The sequence below is a fragment of the Pseudomonas sp. BF-B-30 genome (assembly GCF_019956305.1).
GTDB lineage: Bacteria > Pseudomonadota > Gammaproteobacteria > Pseudomonadales > Pseudomonadaceae > Aquipseudomonas > Aquipseudomonas jessenii.
Map to the genome: position 1 here is coordinate 1 of NZ_JAHBDG010000025.1, position 23,845 is coordinate 23,845.

General features: G+C 59.8%; 15 protein-coding genes. 7 read left to right on the forward strand and 8 right to left on the reverse strand.

Annotated elements, in window-relative coordinates; genetic code table 11:
* The first annotated feature begins 185 nt into the window (after positions 1–185).
* From KGB29_RS14890 to KGB29_RS14900, 3 genes are all read left to right on the forward strand, one after another.
* On the forward strand, positions 186–2,297 hold the full coding sequence (locus KGB29_RS14890) for a PAS domain-containing sensor histidine kinase (protein WP_150814448.1): 2,112 nt from the start codon (positions 186–188) through the stop codon (positions 2,295–2,297).
* Between the two features lie 224 nt (positions 2,298–2,521).
* A complete protein-coding gene (locus KGB29_RS14895) occupies positions 2,522–2,755 on the forward strand; it encodes a DUF465 domain-containing protein (RefSeq protein WP_057714363.1) in 234 nt (77 codons plus the stop codon).
* A 107-nt stretch (positions 2,756–2,862) separates the two neighbouring features.
* Positions 2,863–3,024 carry a hypothetical protein gene (locus KGB29_RS14900; protein ID WP_191626126.1) on the forward strand — a complete coding sequence of 54 codons (162 nt, stop codon included), beginning with the start codon at positions 2,863–2,865 and terminating at the stop codon, positions 3,022–3,024.
* Positions 3,025–3,168: 144 nt separating this feature from the next.
* Here KGB29_RS14900 and KGB29_RS14905 read toward each other — a convergent pair whose 3' ends face one another.
* From KGB29_RS14905 to KGB29_RS14925, 5 genes are all read right to left on the reverse strand, one after another.
* On the reverse strand, positions 3,169–4,248 hold the full coding sequence (locus KGB29_RS14905) for an SMP-30/gluconolactonase/LRE family protein (protein WP_150814449.1): 1,080 nt from the start codon (positions 4,246–4,248) through the stop codon (positions 3,169–3,171).
* Entirely contained in the window at positions 4,245–5,390 is a 1,146-nt protein-coding gene (locus KGB29_RS14910) for a sterol desaturase/SRPBCC family protein (RefSeq protein WP_150814450.1), read from the reverse strand. The genes KGB29_RS14905 and KGB29_RS14910 overlap by 4 nt, the downstream gene beginning before the upstream one ends.
* A gap of 106 nt (positions 5,391–5,496) precedes the next feature.
* A complete protein-coding gene (locus tag KGB29_RS14915; protein ID WP_057714369.1) occupies positions 5,497–6,360 on the reverse strand; it encodes a LysR family transcriptional regulator in 864 nt (287 codons plus the stop codon).
* 254 nt (positions 6,361–6,614) lie between these two features.
* Positions 6,615–6,929, reverse strand: coding sequence for an SCP2 sterol-binding domain-containing protein (locus tag KGB29_RS14920; protein ID WP_007946492.1), 315 nt, complete (start codon positions 6,927–6,929; stop codon positions 6,615–6,617).
* A 64-nt stretch (positions 6,930–6,993) separates the two neighbouring features.
* Positions 6,994–7,704: a histidine phosphatase family protein gene (locus tag KGB29_RS14925; RefSeq protein WP_150814451.1), complete on the reverse strand. Its 711-nt coding sequence runs from the start codon at positions 7,702–7,704 to the stop codon at positions 6,994–6,996.
* A 201-nt stretch (positions 7,705–7,905) separates the two neighbouring features.
* Between KGB29_RS14925 and sohB the strand changes: the two genes are divergently transcribed.
* Positions 7,906–8,928: a protease SohB gene (gene sohB, locus KGB29_RS14930; RefSeq protein ID WP_090455662.1), complete on the forward strand. Its 1,023-nt coding sequence runs from the start codon at positions 7,906–7,908 to the stop codon at positions 8,926–8,928.
* Positions 8,929–9,114: 186 nt separating this feature from the next.
* The gene (locus tag KGB29_RS14935; protein ID WP_150814452.1) at positions 9,115–13,002 is read left to right on the forward strand and encodes a dermonecrotic toxin domain-containing protein; all 3,888 of its coding nucleotides are present in this window, start codon (positions 9,115–9,117) and stop codon (positions 13,000–13,002) included.
* Positions 13,003–13,053: 51 nt separating this feature from the next.
* On the opposite strand, the gene KGB29_RS14940 is transcribed toward KGB29_RS14935, so the two are convergent.
* Both KGB29_RS14940 and KGB29_RS14945 read right to left on the reverse strand, forming a co-directional pair.
* Positions 13,054–13,548 carry a DUF934 domain-containing protein gene (locus KGB29_RS14940; RefSeq protein WP_150814453.1) on the reverse strand — a complete coding sequence of 165 codons (495 nt, stop codon included), beginning with the start codon at positions 13,546–13,548 and terminating at the stop codon, positions 13,054–13,056.
* Positions 13,532–15,190, reverse strand: coding sequence for a nitrite/sulfite reductase (locus KGB29_RS14945; RefSeq protein ID WP_057714379.1), 1,659 nt, complete (start codon positions 15,188–15,190; stop codon positions 13,532–13,534). Before KGB29_RS14945 ends, KGB29_RS14940 begins: the two co-directional genes overlap by 17 nt.
* A gap of 523 nt (positions 15,191–15,713) precedes the next feature.
* On the opposite strand from KGB29_RS14945, the gene KGB29_RS14950 reads away from it, so the two are divergent.
* Positions 15,714–16,799, forward strand: a complete 1,086-nt coding sequence (locus tag KGB29_RS14950; protein WP_150814454.1) for an ABC transporter substrate-binding protein — start codon at positions 15,714–15,716, stop codon at positions 16,797–16,799.
* A gap of 6 nt (positions 16,800–16,805) precedes the next feature.
* Here the strand turns inward: KGB29_RS14950 and KGB29_RS14955 are convergent, their stop codons facing one another.
* Entirely contained in the window at positions 16,806–17,024 is a 219-nt protein-coding gene (locus tag KGB29_RS14955) for a DUF2970 domain-containing protein (RefSeq protein ID WP_057714552.1), read from the reverse strand.
* Between the two features lie 175 nt (positions 17,025–17,199).
* Here KGB29_RS14955 and KGB29_RS14960 point away from each other — a divergent pair, with 175 nt between their 5' ends.
* On the forward strand, positions 17,200–23,778 hold the full coding sequence (locus tag KGB29_RS14960; protein ID WP_150814455.1) for an NEL-type E3 ubiquitin ligase domain-containing protein: 6,579 nt from the start codon (positions 17,200–17,202) through the stop codon (positions 23,776–23,778).
* Positions 23,779–23,845: the final 67 nt, after the last annotated feature.

Below are 23,845 nucleotides of genomic sequence, written 5' to 3' on the forward strand. Positions count from 1 at the left end.
GGCTTGCTCGCGAAAGCGGTGTATCAGCAGACGAATATGTTGAATGACACACCGCCTTCGCGAGCAAGCCCGCTCCCACAAGGGATCTCCAGTGGCCCGCGAGAATCAGCTATACCTCTATGAAACGAATAGCGTGCAGGATGCTCGAAACAAACGGGTGCAACTTACCGGGATAGAGCCAGCCGATGCAGTTTCTAGAGGAAAGCCACGGGTGCTCCGGGTGGAACGGCGAAATGGCCGGGCGCATTCGTGCGTTCGACTGGAGCCGGACCGAACTTGGCCCGCTCGATTCATGGTCCAGGAGCCTGAGCAGCGCGGTGCAGTTGATGCTCGCGTCCCCACTGCCGATGGTGATGCTCTGGGGCCAGTCCGGGTACATGATCTATAACGACGCTTATTCCAAGTTTGCCGGTGGGCGTCATCCGTATCTGCTCGGCTCTGCCGTAGAACTGGGTTGGCCGGAAGTTGCCGAGTTCAATCGCCACGTGGTCGACACCTGCCTGGCGGGCGGCACCTTGTCCTATCGCAACAAAGAACTGGTGCTGCTGCGTGACGGGGTTCCGGAAGATGTCTGGATGGACCTCTACTACAGCCCGGTGGCCGACGATGACGGGTGCCCGGCCGGGGTCATGGCCATGGTGGTGGAAACCACCGATCGGGTGATCTCCGAACACCGGCGACAGGCGGCTGAAGACGCCTACCGCGCCGACAACGAACGGGTACGCCTGGCGCTGAACGCCGGCGCCTTGCTCGGTTCCTTTGTCTGGGACATCAAGGCCAACGTGATGTCGGGTGACGAGCGCTTCGCTCGCGCGTTCTCTTATCCACCCGGGCAAGACCTGCAAAACCTGTCTCAGGAAATCGCTGAAAGCCGGATCCATCCGGATGACCGCAGTTGGGTTCAGGAACGAGTCAGACTGTCGGTGGAGACGGGCGAGCCCTACAACGTCGAATACCGGATCCGGCGCCCGGATGGCAGCTACCTCTGGGTACTCGCCAGTGGTTGTTGCGAGTTCAATGAGCAGGGCGAGGCGTTTCGTTTCCCCGGCGTGCTGATCGACATCCACGAACGCAAGACCGCCGAAGAGTCCCTGCTCAAGTTCACCCGCAACCTGGAACAGCGGGTGGCCGATGAGGTCGAGGCGCGGCTGGCGGCGGAAGAACAACTGCGCCAGTCACAGAAGCTCGAAGCCATCGGCGGTCTCACCGGTGGTGTGGCCCATGACTTCAACAACCTGTTGCAAGTGATCGCCGGCAACCTGCACCTGCTCGCGCGTCATGAGCCGGGTAACGCCAATGTGCAGCGCCGGGTCTCGGCGTCGATTGCCGCTGTCGAGCGCGGTGCCAAGCTGTCTTCGCAATTGCTGGCATTCGCCCGCCGCCAACCGTTGTCACCCGCGGTCTTCACCTTGCGGCAGATTTTCGATGGCCTGGCGGAGCTGTTGCTGCGTGCCCTGGGTGAAACCCTTCAGGTTCACATGACGGCACCCGAAGACTCCTGGAATGTGTTTGTCGATCGCAACCAACTGGAAAACGCCATTCTCAATCTGGCGATCAATGCCCGTGACGCCCTTCAAGGCGAGGGCAGGATTGACCTGTGCGCGGAAAACATCGTCCTCGATCGCAAATTTTGCGCCGCAAAGGGCATTGCCCCCGGGGACTATGTACGGGTGTCCGTGACGGATACCGGCGTCGGCATGCCGCCGCAGGTGCTGGCCCAGGCGTTCGAACCGTTCTTCACCACCAAGGCCGACGGTCAGGGCACCGGCTTGGGCTTGAGTATGGTGTTTGGCTTCGTCAAGCAGAGTGGCGGTCATATCGAAATCGCCAGCGACGTGGGGCGGGGGACCCGGGTGCAGCTGTACTTCCCCCGCACCTTGCGCGCGGCACCCAGCGAAACGCCGGGCCCTGATGTGCCGCAACGGGGCGGGCACGAACGCATCCTGGTGGTCGAGGACAATGAGGCCGTGAGGGTATCGGCGGTGGAGTTGTTGCGCGAGGAGGGCTATCAGGTCCTCACGGCCACCAACGGTGACGTCGCCATGCAAATGTTGCTGGAAGGGCTGGCGGTGGACCTGATTTTTACCGACGTGGTCATGCCCGGCCTGATCAAGAGTTCGGACCTGGCGGCCTGGGCGAAAGTGCAGGAGCCACCGGTGGCTGTGTTGTTCACCTCGGGGCATACCCGCGACATTATCTCGCGCAATCACCAGCTCAGCCCCGACACCCACCTGCTGAGCAAACCCTACAACCCCGAGGCACTGACGCAGATGGTGCGCACGGTGCTTAACGGCTGACAAAAACAGGTGATTCTCCACGCAGGTTTTCAAAGGTGACCGAGTGATCGTCAACCGGTGGAGGCGCCAGCGCAGGCAAGGTTTTATCCCATTGGCGACCGGACGACGAACGGACACCGCTGGTCTGACAGGTGGTCGACAGAACAGGCTAACCGAGGCCATTCTGATAGTTGGTGAACGCAATTGATCGCGTTTCGCTGCCGATCAACAAACGGAGGTGTTCCATGCCGGTGCCCCATGACCTTTATCAGGATCTGAAACGCTCAAAGGAAGAAGTCCAGCAGAAACGCACCAAGGATCCGTTACTGGATTCACTGCTTAACAAGTATTCCCAGGCGGATGCCGAAGTGGTGAAAGCAGAGGAGGCCAAGTCCAACGATGACACCGTAAGGAAGCTCAAGGAGGCACGTCTGCTGGTCAAGGACAAGATCGTCAAGCAACTTGGCTCGTCGTCCTGACCCAGCGAGCTGCCACCGACGACCGGTGGCGGGAAAGTTGGAACGGCATCACAACCGGCACCTCGAATGTTCAGAGACCGCTGTTATGGCTCTCAACGAGGTGCCTCATGACCCAGCCCAAATACCCCAGTGAACAACAGGCTGGCTACGACCCGATCCCCACTCATCCCGAACCCCTGAGCCCCGAACACACCACGGTCAATCCCGAGGAAGAGCCGGGCATCGATGAGTGGCCGGATGATGAGGGTGTCGACATCGATCCAGAGTGAACACCGCCCTCTGTAGGAGCGAGCTTGCTCGCGATGGTCGTTAACGATGCCGCGTGTTTACTGACTAAACGCAGTGCTTTTGAGTCCATCGCGAGCAGGCTCGCTCCTACAGGGGGGCTTCGGTGAATTCAGGAAGGGGACTGTTCATTGCAATGCCTTGCTTAGCGGCAATCGCACCATGTTCCGGGCTTTCAGCGAACCGAAATACAACCAGTCCCCATACTCGCGCACGGTGGTGATGGGGGAGTAATTGTCGCTGCTGCCGTCCTGCAGGTTGGCGATCACTTTGCCATCAAGGTCCAGGCCCAGGGCAAATCCGTGTTTTTCCACGGGCTTGGGCAACACGGTCATGGCCCGCACGATCATCTTGCGCACGAACGGATGCGCCGCCGTGGCGTCGAGAAAGGGGTTTCGGGGGGCATACAGCGCCACCCAGAACCGGTCGTGGCCATTGAACGACAGGTTGTCCGGCAGCCCTGGCAGGTTGTCGATAAACAGGTCGTGGGTGCCGGCCTTCGGACCGCTGAGCCAATAACGAGTGATGCGGTAGGCGCCGGTTTCATTGACCAGTACATAGGCATCGTCCGGTCCCAGGGTCACGCCGTTGGCAAACTCCAGCTTATCCAGCACAACCGAGGTTTTGCCGGTCTGGAAATCGTACCGCAGCAGTCGACCGTCGCCGCCGTGTTCGATCACGGCCTCACCGTCGTGGCCATAGCCGAAGCGGCTCGAAGCATCGCTGAAATAAGCGTAGTGGCCGGGTTTGTCGATGACCACGTCGTCGGTAAAACCGAAGGGAACGCCGTCGGCCTCTGTGGTCAAGGCCACCAGGCGTCCCTGGGCGTCGAGGGACAACAAGCCTTTGACGGCATCGGCGATCACCAGCAGGCCATTGGGATGCCGGGCCAGGCCCAGTGGCCGGCCACCGGTATCGGTCAGGATTCTGGTGGTCTTGCCGTCCAGGCTCGTACGGATCAGGCGCCCGTCGTGCAGACCGGTGATGAGCGTGTCGTTTTCCAGTAACAAGGCTTCCGGCCCGTCGATATTGGCGGCGCCGACGCGTTCCACCTCCTTGAGCCGCTGATTGTCGGCGTAGATTCCGCTGGTGAGGGACGGCGCGGCTTGTGGTGTCCAGGCCACCGGCCGCACCTTGGTCGGCATCAGCAGCAGGAAGGCGCCGATGACGACGATGACCAGCAACAGACATTTGAAGGTTCTGCTCACACGCCGACTCCTGTCGCGGCCAGATACTTCTGTGCCATGTCGCGCAATGCCAGCATCGACGCCGCCGATTCCCGGTCGATGCGCCGCTTGAGCAACAAGCGGTTGGCAATGCGCATTGCCAGGCCGCTGAATTGATATTCCAGGGTGCGGACGAAACGTGTGTCTTCGCCTGTGGCATCGCATTCATAGGTCACCACCAGCGACAGGCCGTGGTCACCCCGGGCCTCGGCGCTCCAGCGCCGCCCGGGCAGGTACTCCGCCACCTCCCAGCGCAAGTGCCCGTCGCGCCCGCCGGCATGGATGTCTTCCTCGAAACGTGCGCCGGCATGCAGCGGGCCTTTTGGCCCGTCGATGCGCAGCGACGACGGATGCCATTGCGGCCAAAGGGTCACGGTGCTGGCGTAGGCAAGTACCTGGATCGGGTTTCCGGCAATGACAACCTGATGCTGCATGCGGGTCATGGGGGTTCTCGTCGGGTTGAGCGGCTCAGGTTCCGGCTCCCAATAGAGGGTGCCGAACAGGTAGTCCATCAGCGGGAAAACGATGTTGAAATTACGCGCCTGCATCAGTTCACGGCGGTGGTGCAGTTCGTGCAGCCGGCGCATCTGGCGGATCCACGGCAACCGTGTGAGCGGGTTGCGCGACGGCAGATGCTCGCAGGCATGAAACACTTCATAAGTCAGGTAGCCGAGGACAAGAAGGCCGCCGACCAATCCGGCGACGTTGGTATTGATGTGCTTGAGCAGCCACCAGAGGGGCAGGGCGACGGCGAGGGTGTGCAGCACGATCAGCCACGCCGGAAACAGAATCACCCGCCAGTCGCGGGCGTTGTCGTAGGTCATGTGGCCGGGGGTGAAAAAGCTGTGGTGGTCGCCTGCGTGACGGGCGAAAAACAGCCGGGCGAAGCTCTTTTTATGATGCCCCAGGTGGCGATGCACCATGTACACGCCGAGGTTGAACAACAGCAGCGTGACGGGCACCGCCAGCCATTCCGCTGGCCGCACCTGATGTACGTTGCTCCAGAAGACGCTGATCGCCAGTGCCCCGAACACCAGGACAAACGCGCCATGCAGCCAGGGGTTGTAGAGCGGATGAATGTCGGCGCGGTAACGGCCGCGGAATCCTTCGGTGGTCTGCCTCACTGCAATCACCTGTCGTTTTTGTTATCTCTTTCAGATTAGCCGATCCCGGTGATTTGACGGACCGAACCTTAAGGACACAACGGCCATGATCCGGTGCAAACCGGTCTCAGGTCAGCGGATCCCATCGCTGCGACCAGTCTTCGTCGGAGTCGATGACTTTGCGCAGCAGGTCGAAGGCGCGTTGCAGCGTCGGCGAGTCACGATCGCGCGAGTAGACCAGATAGGTCGGGTAGTTGAATTCCGGCGCCTTGGGCACCCGTTCCAGGGCGCCGCTTTGCAGATAACTCTGCACCACGCGGGTGCGGAAGTAGCCACTGCCGCCGTTTTCGAGAAGATACTGCAAGCCCAGCGGGCCCAGATTGAAACTCAGTGCAGCCTTGGCCTTCTCCGGCAGCGCGGCGTCGTGCTGGCGTCGGAAATCAGCGCCCCAATCGATGTACACATAAGGATCGGGCTTGTCGGCCAGGCGCACGAGAATCAGTTTTTCTTCGAGAATCTGTTCGACCTGCAGACGCGGCCAATATTCGGGCTGATACACCAGCGCGGCATCCAGAACGCCCAACTCCAGTTGGCGCAGCAGGTTTTCCCCGTCGCGGATTTCCATGCGCAGGGCATGGCTGGGGATGTTCTTGCGAATTTCGCCGGCCCAGCCGAGCATCAACGGGTTGCACAGACTCACCTCGCCACCGATGTGCAGCACATCGCGATAACCTTCGGGCAACGGCAAATCACGCCGCGCGGCTTCCCAGGTTTGCACCAGCTGATTGGCATACACCACGAACGCTTCGCCATTGGGCGTCAGGCGGGCGCCGGCACGATTGCGCACGAACAGGGTGCTGCCCAGTTGGCTCTCGAGTTTTTGTACCCGTGCGGTGATCGCGGTCTGGGTGACATGGAGCTTCTCGGCAGCCGCGGCCAGGCTGCCATGGCGAACGATTTCGAGGAAGGTGCGGGCGAGGTCGATGTCCATGGGGTGGCCGGTGGTGTAAGTGCTCGCATTGTAAGAGCACCACCTGACCTGTGGCGAGGGGGCTTGCCCCCGTTGGGGCGCGAAGAGGCCCTTGACGTCCTTCCGATAAGTCGAAATCTCTGGTTGTGCGACTGCTTCGCAGTCGAACGGGGGCGAGCCCACTCGCCACAGGACCAGCAAAAACGACAAATCCCGCCACTAAGGGCGGGATTCGTTTGCAGCAGGCACGCTCCCGAAGTTCGGGAACCAGGTGCTTACGACGGGAACAGCTCGGACAGTTTCATCGCCAGCATCATGTCGCCTTCAGCGCGCAGTTTGCCGCCCATGAACGCTTGCATGCCGTCAGTCGAACCGTCGACGATGCCTTGCAGGGTTTCGCCGTCCATCACCAGGGTCACCTGGGCGTCCGGGTTCTCGCCTTCCTGCAGCTCGCAGGTGCTGTCCTTGACGATCAGCGAGAAGTTTTTGGTGTCGTCGATGCGGAAACCGAAGACCAGGTCCAGACCGGCGGCAGCGGCTGGGTTGAACTTGGCTTTCATTGCTTGTACGGCATCAGCTACGGAGGTCATGGTTCGATCCTTTCTTGGGTAATAAGAGCTGGGTGATTACAGCCAGGGTCACAATAATCCGGACTCAGCGAAACGTGATGAGTTCCGGGGCCTTCAACAGTTGCAGGTGCGCATGACTGTTGAAGGAAGCCAGGGACACCTCGCGACCACGAAACTTAAGCTGGTTGAGCGAGGTGTTGACGATTTGCCAGTTCAATTCAAAGGCCTGCCGGGCAGGCATTTGCGTAATCAGGTGGAGCAGGGCGGTGATGGTGCCGCCGGACGTGAACACGGCGATTTTCTGGGTGTTGTCGGCCTGGTCGAGAATGCGGTGCAGACCTGCCCGCACCCGCTCGACAAACCCCAGCCAGCTCTCCAGGCCCGGTGTGTCGTAGGTGCCGGCCAGCCAGCGCTCGATGATCAGGGCGAAGATACGCTGGAACTCAGCACGGTTTTGCGCGGCGTTGCGCAGGATGTCCAGGGCCTCGGGTTCGTCCGGCAGCATGGCCGGCAGCAGCGCGCGGATCACTGCATCGGCGTCGAACTCGTTGAAGGCGGAGTCGGTTTCCAGCAGCGGCACCGGCAGGCCCGCCGCGGCGAATTGTTCCAGCGCGCTGTTGGCCGTGTGCTGCTGGCGGCGCAGATCCCCCGCCAGGCAGCGGTCGAAGCTGATCCCGAGTTCGGCCAGGTGCCGACCCAGGATTTCCGCCTGACGAATACCGGTCGGCGACAGCACGTCGTAGTCGTCTGCACCGAAGGAGGCCTGGCCATGTCGAATCAAATAGATGCTGCCCACGTCCGCGTCTTCCCGGTACGTTGAAGGTTTGGCGAGGTTATGAGGATGGCGGTGTGCTGTCAATGAAAAAACATACGCTTGTTTGAAATGCCCGTTACAGGCCTGTTACCAGAGCTTTCACGGCTGGTAGCAAGGTCGACGCATGGGTATGCTGGAGGTATCCCGCGCGCGTTCAAGCCGCGCATCGTTTGAGGAGTCCCTGTGGAGTTTTTTTCCGAGTACGCCATTTTTCTGGCCAAGACCGTGACCCTGGTGATCGCCATTCTGGTGGTCCTGGCCAGTTTTGCGGCCTTGCGCAGCAAGGGGCGGCGCAAGTCGTCGGGCCAGTTGCAGGTCAGCAAACTCAATGATTTCTACAAAGGGCTGCGCGAACGCCTGGAGCAGACGTTGCTCGACAAGGATCAGCTCAAGGCCTTGCGCAAGACCCAGGCTAAAACCGACAAGAAACAGAAGAAAAAACCGGAGGCCAAGCCCCGGGTGTTCGTGCTCGATTTCAATGGCGATATCAAGGCTTCGGCCACCGAAAGCCTGCGCCACGAAATCACTGCCTTGCTGACCCTGGCCACACCGAAGGACGAAGTGGTGCTGCGCCTGGAAAGCGGCGGTGGCATGGTTCACAGCTACGGCCTGGCCTCCTCGCAACTGGCGCGTATCCGTGAGGCCGGCGTGCCCTTGACCGTGTGCATCGACAAGGTCGCGGCCAGCGGTGGCTACATGATGGCGTGCATCGGCCAGAAGATCATCAGCGCACCCTTCGCGATCCTCGGCTCGATTGGCGTGGTGGCGCAGTTACCCAACATCAACCGCTTGCTGAAAAAGCACGACATCGACTTCGAAGTGCTGACCGCCGGTGAGTACAAACGCACACTGACCGTGTTTGGCGAAAACACCGAGAAGGGCCGGGAGAAGTTCCAGCAAGACCTGGACATCACCCATCAACTGTTCAAGAACTTCGTGTCGCGCTATCGCCCGCAACTGGCGATCGATGAAGTGGCCACCGGCGAAATCTGGCTCGGCGTGGCGGCGCTGGAAAAACACCTGGTCGACGAACTCAAGACCAGCGACGAGTACCTCGCCGAACGCGCCAGGCAGTCCGAGCTTTATCACCTGCACTATGCCGAGCGCAAAAGCCTGCAAGAGCGCATTGGCATGGCCGCCAGCGGCTCGGTCGATCGTGTGCTGCTGAGCTGGTGGAGCCGTTTGACCCAGCAACGCTTCTGGTAACGGGGCAGGAGATATTGCAAAACATCCAGCCGGGGCATTAGCCCCGGTTTTTTTTGCCTGCGAATACTTGCCTGATGTCCTCCACGGCCCGGCGAAATCTCTGTAGGCAGCAGGCGACCGTTCCTGCTTTCGGTAATGCGGCGGTTGGTTATGTTGGTGTTCCGGAATAATTGCCATGGAACGCATATGAATGACCATCAGACACCGCTTCATCCCGATCTTGTGCCGCTGCGAGAAACACTGACGTCTGTGGTGGGTGCGGCTTTGCCGCAGTCTCCCGAGCAGTTCGGTGCCCAGTTGATCAAGGCAAAATGGGGGCCAGACATCGACCCGCAAAAGGCCCTGTTGGTCACCCTGGATTACCGCTATCGCGGGCATCCACCGCAGGACGGTATCGAGCAAGGCCAGGTGGCAAACACGCAAACCCTGGTGCAGGCGTTGCTGGCGAACTACCAGACCGTCGGTGACGGGCGTTTTGCCGAAAGCGCATTTGGCTTGTACACACCGCCCGATGTCGGTCCGTCCGTTCGAATCGTGGAGCATGTCGATGAATTCGCCGATCACGGCAATGGCAATCACCACACCTACGAAGGCATTTATCGCCAGACCACGCCACAGGTGTATGGGCCGGCAACGCAAATTGCCCTGAGGCCTGCGGCGTTCAAACAGTGGGTGTGGGAGCTGGATCTGCAAACCCGCTATCAGGCTTACCTTGATCGCGCGTGGCCCTCCGATAAGCGTATCGTCCAGGCGGCGCCTTACGACCTGAGAACCTCGGCCAAGGCCGCCTTTATCATGAGCGCCTGCCTGCAACATCAGGAGGGCAGTTTGAGTCAGGAAGGCCTGGTCTTGGCCATGCAGGCCGCCGGGTTGCCAGCGCAGCAGACCTGGAATGCGTTGACCATCGGCCAGGTGCAGGCGCCCACCCGCATCAGTGCGCCGATCGAGGTCGGGCGGCTGACGATCTATCGCTATACATCGGACGATATCTGGTGTTATCGCCACCGTCACAGCGGCCGGGTCTTGCTGAACATTCCCGGCAACTCCTCACCCTTGCATGAATTCGCCGACTTCCGGCACCTGCGCCAATGGATCGTGGACCAAGGCAGGGTTGCCGCCAAACGGCAAGCGCTGGTCGCGCATTTTGCCGAGGACGATCGTGAAGACGGTACCTTCCATGCGGGGGTGTCGACGGCGTTGGAGGGCATGGCGGTTTACCCGAAGGAACACTGGCTGAAAAAGAACGCAGGGTTGTTCAACAACGACGGTTTCTGGGACCCGCAGGACTACATCGACCTTGAGCGTGTGTCGACTGACACCGACCCGTTCGCGCAATTGGTGCTGACCATGAAGCAGGCCTCCATGGCCAGCGTCAAAACCATCCGCGACGATGCCCAGGTCAATCGCGACAACCTGAGCGCGGTGGTGGAACCGCTCGTGCAGTGGATCAACCGGCTGGGGCCATTGGCATTGTTCATTCCGGGAGGTGAGGGCGTCCTGGTACTGGCCGGGCTGATCGACGCCGGTTATGGCCTCGATCAGGCCGTCAACGGTAAAACACCGGAGCAGCGCTCCGAGGGCGTGACGCGCACGGTGTTTGGCTTGCTCAATGCACTCCCGCTGGCCGGGGCGGTGGCGGCACTCAAGGGCGAAGAAGAAATCGCCGGAACGTTGCACGAACCCCGGGAACCCGGGAGCGAGCCGCATCCCGAAACGCCGGCCGAGCCCGCACCCGGATCGGCTCCGGTGCCCGTGTCGACACGTGTGGAGCTGATGCGTGGCGTCTGCACCCCCCTTGCTGCCTTCAGTGATGAGGTATTGGCGCAGATCGCCCGGGTCAGTACGGTCGACGACGATATGCTGCGCCTGATGCATGCTGGCCGTCCGCCGACGCCGTTGCTCGCCGACACCATCACACGCTTCAAGCTCGATCAGGAGCTCGAAATCGTCGCCGACCCGCAAGCACGGGCTGGATTGTTCAACGCCCGATATCAGGCGCTCCAGCACTCGGACCAGGAGTGGGTTCGCCTGTTTCAGCGTGAATACCAAGGTTTGCCGAAAAGCGCCGTGGAGCAGATCCTCGACCGTTCGGGAGTTGACATCAATCGGCCCGTCGATGCTGACGAGGCGCTGCTACTGTTCAAGCGCCTGGACAGCAAGTCGCGGGAGTATCAACAACATGCACGACTCAACCGGGCTTATGAAGGTCTGTACTTGCGTTCGATCGTCCATCCGGAAACCGATGTCCTGGCGTTGCATTCCCTGCCACGCCTGCCCGGTTGGCCGAAAGACTTACGCATCGAAGTGCACGACGGGTCAATCAGTGGCCGGGTCCTGGACCGTTGCGGCCCGCCCGATTCGGCGGATTGCCGGCGCTTGATCAAGGTCGGTGATCGCTATCGGTATTCCACGATGGCGGCCACCGACGGCGAGGGTTCGGATCTGTTTACCGCACTGGTCGATCTATTGTCAGGGGAGGAACGCGCGGCGATGTCGCTGCGCTCCCCAGACGCGGCCAGCCAGTTGCGCCTGCGTATTGGCACACATGCCTTGCCCCGCTCCGAGCTGATACTCGGCTTGAATCGAATGGATTCGCGGTTGCCCTTCGAAGCCAGTGGGTTGCGCGGCGGCGGCTTTCCGAATACGCCACAGGCCGCTGCGCTGACCCATGAAATCATGCGACTGCAGGTCAAGAATCTGTATCCGGATTTCACCGATGCCCAGGCGGATGAGCTGCTCCTGATGGCGGGTAACGGCGCTCAAGCGCTGGTGGATCGCCTGATTCTCGAGATGCAGCAGTTGCATGCCGATCTGCGCCAGTGGATCGACCAGGCCGTGCTGGATGTCGATGACATGGATGTGGATTTTCTTGCGGTGGACGATGATGACGCCGCAGGCATGAGCCCTGAGCAGGTGGCGGCACACAATGTCGAACTGCTGCAAACCGTGATTGGCTATGAGCGTGAAACGCGAATTGAATTGGGCGACGAACTGATGGGTATCTGGCAAAAATGCCCGCCCCAGATCAATAGAGTCATGTCCGGCGAGACGTTCTCTGGTTACAGGCTGGATATGGGGTTCGAGGACTACCATAGGTTGCCAACGATGAACGTACGCTTCAATGAGGTCGTCGAGTTATCGATGCGGGGCTTGCACCTGGTCGAGCGCGAGAGCCTGAGCGACTTTCTCGAAAGTTTTCCGAACCTGCGTTCCCTGAACCTGGAACGTGTCGACCTGCGGCAACTCAACGCAGACGGCGTGCTGGAAGGTGTGTTGCCTCCACCGATTCGGCAAATGACCCGCCTCACTACGCTCAACCTGAGTTCCACCTTTTTGCAGCTTCAAGAGAGCACGGCTTCGCAGTTTCGTGAGCTGGCGAGCTTGCAAATGCTCGATCTGAGTGACAACCCGTTGACTGTGCCGCCCGTGGTATTGGGGATGAATGAGCTGCGTGTGTTGAACCTGAGAAACACCGGAATCAGCCATTGTCCGATAGGCATCGCCGATCAGCCGTACTTCACCTCGCTCGACTTGCGAGGCAACCGGATCGGTCGGGTTCCCTACTCGATACTGATTCAGGCGGTGTCCCGGGACCGGGTGAAACTGTGGGGCAATCCGCTGACGGATGAAGACACGTTGTTGCGCCTGGTGAGTCATCGTGAGCGCACCGGTATCAATTTGTGGTTGAGTGAGCCGGGTGCCGATTACGGCAGTGCGACGCCCTGGCTGGAGGAGGGTGATGAAAGCGTGCGCGAGACGCGGCAACAGATCTGGCAACGATTGGCCCTCAAACCATCGGGCAGTGCGTTGCTCCGGGTCGTGGATGGATTGAGCCTGACGGCGGATTTCCGGGTCGGTTATTGGTCGCTGCAGGCGCGTGTGTGGCGCTTGCTCCACGAAGCGGATGCGTCAGAAGAGTTGTGGGGCTGGTTGCTGCACTGTGTCGAAACGCGGATGGTCGATGCGGACAATCCGTTCAGGCTGTTCGTGGTGCTGGAGGATCGAGTCCGGCTGTACTGCGACTGGGTCGCCATGGGGCGTCCGATTCCGCTGGTGGATAATCCGGTGTTTTAGCGCGAAGGGTAAAACCCCTTGAACCCCGGTTCGGGGTTCAAGGGGTGACGGTCAGCGACGACGGAACAGCGGCAGCGGTTCGTCGGCAGCGGCCTGGTAGGTCACCGAGAAGTCCTTGAGGCCTTCAAGGGCTTCGTGCGGGTCTTTGTCGGCGCGAATGGCGAACGCGTCGAAACCACAGCGATGCATGTAGAACAACTGGTCACGCAGCACGTCGCCAATGGCCCGCAATTCGCCCTTGAAACCGTAACGGTCACGCAGCAGGCGGGCGTTGGAGTAGTTGCGGCCATCGGTGAATGCCGGGAAGTTCAGGGCGATGACCTGGAATTGCGCCACGTCTTTTCCGATTTCCTCGGCTTCTTCATCGGCGTCCAGCCAGATGCCCAGGCCACCGTCGCGGGCCAGGAGCATGCGGCTGTGTTCGCGCCACAGCTGCAACGGCACGATGAGGTCGTCGCAGTTGCTGATCTCGTCGATGTTGAAGTCCTTGGGCAGCAGGTGCCAGGTTTCGTCGACGACCTCGTTGTTCTTAATGATTCGCTGCATAGACACGCTCCTTGAAGAGGTCGATACCAATACGCTGATAGGTGTCGATGAAGCGTTCGTCTTCGGTACGTTGTTCGATGTACACGTCGATCAGCTTTTCGATCACGTCAGGCATGGCTTCCTGGGCAAAGGACGGGCCGAGGATCTTGCCCAGGCTGGCGTCACGGCTGGCGCTGCCGCCGAGGGAAACCTGATAGAACTCTTCGCCTTTCTTGTCTACCCCCAGGATGCCGATGTGGCCGACGTGGTGGTGACCACAGGCGTTCATGCAACCGGAGATGTTCAGGTCCAGTTCGCCGATGTCGAACAGGTAGTCCAGGTCGTCGAAGCGGCGCTGGATCGATTCGGCGATCGGGATCGACTTGGCGTTGGCCAGGGAGCAGAAATCACCGCCCGGGCAGCAGATGATGTCGGTCAGCAGGCCGATGTTCGGCGTGGCGAAACCTTGCTCGCGCAACTCGCCCCACAGGGCGAACAGCTTGTCCTGCTCGACGTCGGCCAGGATGATGTTCTGCTCGTGGGAGGTGCGCAGTTGACCGAAGCTGTAGCGGTCGGCCAGGTCGGCCACGGCGTCGAGCTGTTTGTCGGTGATGTCGCCCGGTGCAACGCCGGTTGGCTTCAGGGACAAGGTCACGGCCACGTAGCCCGGCTTCTTGTGGGCCAGGGTGTTGCGCACGCGCCAGCGGGCGAAGCCCGGGTGCTGCTGGTCGAGCTCGGCCAGGGCGGCGGTCTGGTTGTCCAGCGCCTTGTAGTCCGGATCGACGAAGTGTGTGGCGACGCGCTGCACTTCGGCTTCGGTCAGCGTGGTCTGGCCACCGCGCAGGTGCTCCATTTCCGCATCGACTTTCTGTGCAAAGACTTCAGGCGTCAGCGCTTTGACCAGGATCTTGATCCGCGCCTTGTATTTGTTGTCGCGACGGCCATAGCGGTTGTAGACCCGCAGGATGGCGTCGAGGTAGCTCAACAGGTCTTGCCACGGCAGGAATTCATTGATGAATGCACCCACCACCGGCGTACGACCCAGGCCACCGCCGACAAGCACGCGGAAGCCCAGTTCGCCGGCTGCGTTGTGCACCGGCTCAAGGCCGATGTCGTGGACTTCGATGGCGGCACGGTCGGAAGTCGAACCGTTGACGGCAATCTTGAATTTGCGCGGCAGGTAGGCGAATTCCGGGTGGAACGTGGTCCACTGGCGGACGATCTCGCACCATGGGCGCGGGTCGATCAGTTCGTCGGCGGCGACACCGGCAAACTGGTCGGTGGTGACGTTGCGCAGGCAGTTGCCGCTGGTCTGGATCGCGTGCATCTGCACGGTGGCCAGTTCAGCGAGAATGTCCGGAATGTCTTCCACGGCCGGCCAGTTGAACTGCACGTTCTGCCGGGTACTGATGTGGGCATAGCCCTTGTCGTAGTCGCGGGCAATCCTGGCCATCATTCGCATCTGGCGCGAAGTCAGTTGGCCGTAAGGCACGGCGACTCGCAGCATAGGCGCGAAACGCTGGATATAAAGGCCATTTTGCAGGCGCAGGGGGCGGAATTCTTCTTCGCTCAGCTCGCCTGCCAGATAGCGTCGGGTCTGATCACGGAACTGCTTGACGCGGTCCTCGATGATCCGCTGATCGTATTCGTCGTATACGTACATATAAGTCCTGTTCTCAGGCTTGGGCCGGTCGGAAACAGCGGCGTTTTTTGGCTTGCTGGCGTCCGATAATACCTCGGCAATTCTGCGCGCACGGCCGCGCACTCCCTACGGAGCCGGGGCACGATACCAGTTTGCAGTTATGCGTAAAAGTGATGTTTGAGCATATGTAAAGAACCAAATCGACTAATGAGAGTCGTTGTTACGAAGACCCTGTTTGTGATGCGGGCAATCGTCGTCTTTACTCTGCTCGAGTCTTTATGCAATCACCGATAAAACCGACAAGAGGCGATGCAATGAGCAACCCAACCAAAGCACGGAAAAGCGATAGCACCGTTGATGCATGGGCCATTTTGTTCCTGATCATTCTGGTCGTGGGGACCGCGGTATTCTGGGTCAGTCATCAGTAAGCGACCCCGTCCGGGCCCGGTTCCGACGATTGTCTGACAAAAACCGGAAAAGTCGCCGTTTTACGGACGTTCGCTGGCTATAATGCGCGGCGAATTTCCGGGGGCTCGGACGACACATGTTGAAGTTTCTAAGGGGTGTATTACTGGCGCTGGGCATGGTCGCGGGACCGTGCGCTCAAGCGGCGTCAGTGCTGTTCCTCAACCCGGGAACCACCAAGGAAGCTTTTTGGGTCAGTTACTCGCAGTTCATGCAGGCCGCCGCCAGGGATCTGGGCATGGACCTGCGGATCCAGTACTCCGACCGGGTGCCTGAAAACATCATCAAGCAGGCGCGCGAAGCCCTCCAGGGACACAATCGTCCCGACTACCTTGTGTTCGTCAACGAACAATCCGTTGCCCCCGAAGTGCTGCGCCTGGCACAAGGCAGCGGGGTGAAGTTGTTTCTGGTCAACAATGCCTTGACTGTGGATCAGGTAAAACTGCTCGGCGCCCGACCCGACAAGTATCCCGACTGGATCGGCAGCCTGGTGCCCAACGATGAGGAGGGCGGCTACCTGATGCTCAAGGAGTTGATTCGGTTGCATCCCCCGGTGGCCCCGGGCCAGATGATTGACCTGCTGGCTTTTTCCGGTTTGAAGGTCACGCCGTCGGCGCAGTTGCGTGAGAAGGGCATGCGTCGGGCGCTGGCCGAACACCCGCAAGTGCGTTTGCGTCAGTTGGTGTACGGCGGCTGGACACGTCAGCGCGCGTACGAGCAAGCCAAACTGCTGTTCACGCGTTATCCGCAGACTTCACTGGTGTGGGCGGCCAACGACGAAATGGCGTTTGGCGTCATGCAGGCGTATGTCGAATCGGGCGGTGTTCCGGGCAAGGATGCATTGTTCGGCGCCATCAACAATTCACCCGCAGCATTGCAAGCACTGCTCGACAACCGCCTGAGCGTGTTGCTGGGCGGGCATTTCAGCCTGGGCGGCTGGGCACTGGTTGAACTGCATGACTATGACCAAGGGGTCGACATCAGCCAGTACGGCGGTCGGGACCGACAACTTCCGCTGTTGCAACTGATTAACCGGGCGCAAGCCAAACAACTGCTGGCGTTGGGCAGCGCACAGAATTTCGGGGTGGATTTCCACAAGCTGTCGGCGAAGGGGCGACCAGCGTCCTACCGCTATCCGTTCAGCCTGCAAATCCTGATGCACTGAGCCGTTTCAGATCCCTGCCAGCAGCAACACCAGTTTGACGATGCCAAACAGCGTCAGGGCAAACACCGTGGTGAACAAAATCCCCAGGATCACGAAATGACTGGGCTTGCCGTGGGTAAAATCCCGCGCCCGGTTCTTGTTGCTCTGCACTCCGAACGCTGCCGCCATGACACTGTGCAACATCTGCCAGAAGGTTGGCGGCTTGTTGTCGACCGGATCGTCCATAAATCCCTCGCCTGTCAGTAAGTCCTCAGAGCATAGACAATCTGCCGGCCAGTGGTGCGGCCGGCCTGCGAATCGACGCATTTTGAAATCAGTCTGGGCCGATGCGATAACTATCTACCGCAGATACGGTTCACTGAAATGATGTTCTGTCGTTCCATTTTTCAGGAGCGACACAATGTCTACCCATCCCCCCTCTGTGCCCCGTCAACCTCTGGTTGCGGGCCAAACCAGCATTCACCGCGAGCTTCTTGAACAGCTGACGCCTGATTGGTTGATCGATGCCACGCCGCAGCGGCGGGCAGCCATAAAAGCCAGCGGCTCGCTCGCGCCGCGCTGGTACTCGCGAGCCTCCAGCGAGCAACAGCAGGCACTGAAAGACCGTTTCAACGACAGCCTGGTTTGCCAGACCGTGCTCGACAAAACCATGTCGTCGCTGCCAGATGCCGAAAGCTTTGCCGAGCCGATACTGCAAAAGGTGCTGAAGGATCAGTTCGGGGTCGAGGCCGATGTCAACAAAACCCTGGTGTGCCTGAGGCGAGCGCTGGAAGTCAGCGATCTTGAAATCGAGATCAGCACATTCGAGGTCATGAAGCTTTCGTTGTTGCAGGCGGCACTGCATAACTTCGAAGCGTCCGAATGCGAGGCGGGCGCCTTTCATCGCGGGTCGGGCTTTGTCGTCGAGACTTCCACGCCTGGTACGTTCGAGGTCGCTACCCTCAACATGTCGGTCACGCAATTCCTGTCACTCTGCCGCAAGCTGGATATCGGCGCGCAGTATCAAACCCGTGTCGAGGCGTTTTTCCAGGCAACGGCTGCGCAGAAGAAATCGACAGTGTCCGAGCAATTCATTGCCAGTCAGAAAGCGGCAATGAGAGCAGCCGCTGAATTGGCGCTGCTGAAAAAAGATATCGAACCCGACGATTACGCAATGATCCTTTCGGTGGTTAATGGCGAGGTCCATCCCCGTGTAGGCAACAGGCCAGTCTGGTTTCGTGACCTGAACCTGATGAAGCGCAGGATGACGGGCTGTGTCGTGTTCAGCATCAGTGAACAATATCGCTATACCAACGACTACATCGTCTACATTCCCCACGATCCCGAGCACCCGCTCAAACGCTATACCTCTGAGCAGCTGCGTGAAGAATTCAAGCGCCAGTTGACCGCCCAGGACGCATTGCCCGCCAGTGGCAGCGAGCCGACCGTCCACCAGCGTTTTTTCAGCCAGTTCGTCGCCTACGCCGACCGCCCTTATTACTTCAGCCAGTTCACCCGCAAGGCTGCCGACTCTCCGACTGATCCTTTGCATTCATTCTGGTTGAAGGTCCTCCAGTACGTGCCCCCGTTGTCGTCCGTCGCCCGCATCAAAGAGCTGCCGCCAGAGCCTGCGGGTAAGCGTGAGCCGGTCGAAGATCCTTATCTCAATCCATTCGGGATGATTCGCGAGGGCGTGGCGGGCATCTGGTCCGCCAACAGCGATCTGTGGACTTATCTCTACGAGCAAAACCGCAAGAAAGTCATCGCCGACGCACGCAGCCATGCGGTGCCCACGGCGGACGTCGATGCGCGAGTACGGGCGCAAAAGCTCAACCACCTGCTGGAAATCGGCATGCTCGGATTGAACATGGTGTCGATGTTCGTGCCGGTGCTGGGGGAGATCATGCTGACGGTCATGGCGGGGCAGTTGCTGTACGAGTCGTTTGAGGGGGCGATCGAGTGGAGTGAAGGGGATCGAACGGCGGCCAAGGCGCACCTGGTCGATGTGGCTGAGAATCTGGCGCTGGCCGCGGTGATGGCCGGTGCGGGCAAAGGCTTGGCCAAGCTGACGGCGGTGAAACCCGAACCGCTGGTTGAAAGCCTTCAGCCCATCCAGCACGCCGACGGCAAAACCCGCTTATGGAAACCTGACCTGAGCGGTTACGAACGTAACCTCATCCTGCCTCGCCATTCAGTCCCTGATGCGTCGGGGCTGCACCGGATAAATGGCAAAACCTTCATTCGGCAGGGAGGCAAGGTCTACGAAACAACCTTTGACCCATCGCTGAAAAAATGGCGCATTCGGCATCCGACGGATACCGACGCCTGGCAACCCATACTCGAACACAACGGGCATGGCGCCTGGCGCCATGCGCTGGAGCGTCCCCGGACCTGGGATCGGCTGACACTGCTGCGGCGCATCGGCCATACCACCGAGGCATTTTCCGATGAGCAACTGCTCGACATCGCCGAGGCCTGTGGTGTCGAGGACAATGCCTTGCGCAAGATGCACATGGATCACCTGGCGCCGCCGCCGGAGCTGGCCCACGCCTTAGGGCTGTTCGAAGCCGACCCCGGCACCGGCGGACCACTGCTCGAAAAATTGCAACGCGCCAGCCCGGGGCTGAGCAATGCCGCTGCCCGCAGGATTCTGCTCGATGCCAATGCCGAAGAGCTCACCCGCCTGAAATCAACGAGTCGAATTCCCCTGAAAATGCTGGAGGAGGCCCGTTGGTATACGCAACGAGGGCGCCAGGCCCAGGCTTTTACGGGCCTGCGCGCGGAATCTGCGCTGTCCGCTGACAGCCGCTGGCTCGCACTGCATGCCCTGGAAAAAATGCCGGGCTGGTCCGACGAAGTGCGGCTGGAGATCCGCGATGGCCACATCGGGGGTTCGCTTATCGATGGGATTGGCAGCGAGGCCGCGACGATCCGCAAGTACCTGGTTAAAAATGGCCCGTCCTATCAGGCATTCGACGAGCTTGGCGAAACACTGAACGGCGTGCCCGCCACCGGCGATAACTTTTACGCCTCGATCATGCACGCATTGCCCGATGAATCCCGTCGCGCATTGGGCGTTCCACACGTAGGTCAAAGCGCAGGTCTGAAGCAGGGAGTGATCAAATCGGCGTTCGAGCATCGCGCGCAATTGTCGCGCATGCTGGAGCAGCGCAGCGGTCACCGCAAGGCGTTCAAACCACCCGTACGCGTAACCGAGCGCCGGGTCGGCTACTACGCCAGCGGGCGCGGGCAAGGTTTGAATCCTTCGCTGGTGTCGCGGGTTCAGGATGTCTACCCGGCGCTGACGGATCAACAGGCCAATGGATTTATCCTGGCGCAACTGCGCGCGGGAAAAACCGACGCACAGATTTATAGCCTTCTGCAGGAGCGTATGCGCGAGTGGGAGACCCTCGAGGCAACGCTCGATCAATGGGTTGGCGAGCCGACAGCGGGTACTGTCCTGGAGTCGATGCTCGGAGGCAAGGCCTCGGTCGCCGAGAGTCTCAAGGAATCCTGGCGCAATTCGCCACTGGCCGCAGAGCGTTCGCGCTACAGACTGCTTGACCTGGTTTGTGATGACCCAATCCCCGCGCTGTCGGCGGACTTCTCCCATGTGCGAGATCTGTATGTCCGGGGTCGAAGCATCACCGACGCCAATGTCGATGCGATGCTGGCGAATTTTCCAAAGCTCAATCGACTGCGGATCAATGGCACAGGCAACAATTTCAGCACCGTGCCCCAGGTACTGAGCAGCATGCCGGATCTCAGAGCGCTTAGCCTGTATTCTGCTGCGCCCTTCGCCGCAGACATGCCGTCGAGGCTGGGGGCGTTGACGGCGCTCGAGGAACTCAGCGTGTATTCAACCTGGGGCGTTCCCGTGGCGCTGGACGTCAGTCGGCTACGCAATCTGCGTCAGCTTGAAGTGATTGCACCGTCCATGGATCAATGGCCAACCGGGGTTCTGGAGCTGCCCCGTCTTGAACGTCTGAACCTCACCGGGACTGCCATTAGCACATTCCCCGATGGCATTTTCGAAGGGCATGAAAAACTCTGGTCCGGGTTGTCGCTGGATTGGTCGAACATGCCGCGTCCAAACTTCAAACAGGCCTATGAGTATCTCCGGCGTCAGCCCCGGCACCTTGTTGTTCTGGAAGAAATGGTCAGGGATTACTGCAAGGGCGAGTTGAAACGTCTTGCTGAAGGCATCAATGCCCCGTCCGCGGGATTGTTCAATCAATTTGTCGAACAGTGGCAAGACGCAGGGGCGAGATTCGACGCCGTCGAAGCATTGAGCGAGCAGCATCATCAGCTCAACCGGCAGCTTGATGACTGGTCCCAACGCGCGCTGCAATTGCCCGGAGCGGCGAACGAGATCATGGGGCGTACATTGACGGCAAATGCCCTGAGAGCCTGCTGGCGCAACGGCGCATTCAAACGCTACGGCTCGACGGCTGAAGCTTCGGTACTCGACTGGCCGAGCCTGGCGTTGAGTGAGTTTCCCGAATTGCCGGACGGCGCCTTCCCTGAAGTACGAACCTTGTATCTGAAGGGTAATGGAGCCCCCGTCGAGCAGATCCGCAATTTCGTACGCAAGTTTCCCGGGCTTGAAAAACTCGACGTGAGTGGCGGCGGTCTGGCCGAAGTGCCCTTTGCGCCCGGTGATCTTGAAAAGCTGACTGATCTGGATCTTTCCAATAACGCAATTGTTGGCGACGCCGGGGTTCAGCAAGCTTTTGATGGATTGCAGGCACTGCAATACCTGGACTTGAGCAACAACCCGTTGAATGCCTTGGATGTCAGTGCAATGACCCGCCTCAAGTCCTTGAACCTAAGTGGCACAGCGCTGCAAGAATGGCCGACCGGGGTACAGGAGCTGCCAGAGCTGTATTGGCTGGACTTGCGAGACAGCAGGGTCAACGCGCTGCCGGAGCCGCTTGCGGATGAGACGCTGCTCAAGACCAACCTCGCGGGCACACCTTTAACCCCTCAAGCCGTCGCCATGCGCAACGCAGCCAGGCATCGAATGGAAATGGCCAAATGTCTTCCGGCCGGCGCGCTGGAACGGTTCGACCTGGAACAGGTGCCACAGGATTTCCCGCCGTTCGAAAGCGGCAGTTCGATCGCGCTTCAATTGTTGCCGCTGCCGGAAGTCCCGGCGGGAGAAGGGGTTGCGGTTTTGACAAAGCGCCTGCAACGGCTGAAACCGACACTCGCCGATGATGACGCTTTGCAAATGATCGAACAGATGCAGGGGAGCGAAGCTGCGAGCGTGAAAATTGCCGAATGGGAGAAAACCTATGAAACGCTCACGCGCCAATTGAATGGCTGGCTGTTTACCCGGGGATCCCGCGGTAATGGCTGGATGACGTCTTCCAGCATTCGCAGGCAGGCTGCCTTGCGGATCCTCGAATGCTGGCAAACAGGTCTGAGCGGCACGGGCGCGGTGGCTGATGCGGTGCTGGATCTGAACGGTCTGCAACTGGGTGACCTGCCTGAGGTGCCGGCATCGTTCGAGCATGTCGGCACGTTGAAACTGACGAGCGTAAAACTTACCCGGCAAGGTTCCGATGGGTTCCTCAAGGCCTTTACTCGCCTGAAAACCCTGGACCTCAATGGCAATGGGCTGGATGCCGTTCCAGAGCCGGTCCGTTACATGGACAGGCTCGAGCGTCTGGAAATGTCCTCGAACCAGATGGCCGATACCGAGCAGCTGTATGCCTCATTGAACAGTCTGGAGCGTTTGCGCTGGCTGGACTTGAGCTACAACGCATTGGATGCCTTTGATATCAGTATTTTCGAGCAATTGGAGACGCTGGATCTGCGCAACAATAATTTGACCGAATGGCCGGACGGGGTGTTCGACAGCCAACACCTGGGCACGCTCAATCTCAGTGGCAACGACATCACGTCGATCCCCGAGCAGGCCCTGAGTGGTGACCATGACGTTTTGACGGCCGGTACGGATCTGAGCGACAACGACAACCTGTCGCTTGAGAGCCTTGAACGACTCAGGGATTACCGTGAAGCGGGTTTTCACGACACGGTGCTGGGGATCTCGCGGGCCGATCTTGACGAGTTGATCGATGACGCCAACGGCGATGGCGGCGATAGCAGTGAAGGCATCGATACGGATGAGGACCTGTCAGAGACCGAGCCGGATCCCGAGCAGAAAACACCGTGGTTGGCCAATCTTCCTCCTGAGGAGGTGGCGAGCAAAACCGCGTTATGGAATCAACTCGCGGCGGAACCGGGCAATGAGGCGTTTTTTCATCTGCTTTCACGACTGCGGGATACTCAGGAGTTCAGGGTGGCAAACGCCGATCTGACGCGGCGGGTATGGACGGTCATTGAAGGCGCCGCCAGCGATTCCGAACTGCGGGAGATCCTGTTTGCCAGTTCCAGCACCCACGGCACGTGTGTCGACGGTCGAATCCTGACGTTCAGCGGACTGGAAAGCAGAGTCTTCACCCACAACGCCTTGCTTGATATTCCCGTCGGGCGCCCGAGTGTGAAGGGGCATGCACTGCTGAATTTATCCCGGCAGCTGTTTCGACTGGACAAGGTCGACGATCTGGCGAGGAAAGTTGCCGTGCACACCGGTCATGATGAGGCCGAGGTGCGTTTAGGCTATCGAATCGGCCTGACACAAGGATGGGCGGACGGCCTGGAGCTGCCAGGGCAACCGAAACACATGACCTATGCCTCGGGAGTGACCGCTCAACAACTGGCGGACGCGCGAATCGAGATCGTCAACGCAGAGCAGTCCGATGGTTTCTTTGAAGACTTGATCCAGCGCGACTATTGGGAAAGTTATCTCAAGGAAAAACATCCTGACGTGTTCAAGGCTCTGGATGAGATGGATGTGCAGGAGGAAGTTGAAAACGCTGACGATGCGGCATTACTGACTCAGCTTTTCGAGCAGAGGGCGGCGCGTAACGCGAAGATGATCGAATTGTCCCGACAGGAGGTCGCGGAGCTGACGGCTGCCTCAAACAGGTAAATCACCTGTGGGTGCGAGCTTGCTCGCGATGGGGGCTTGATGTTCAACATCAATGTTGACTGATACG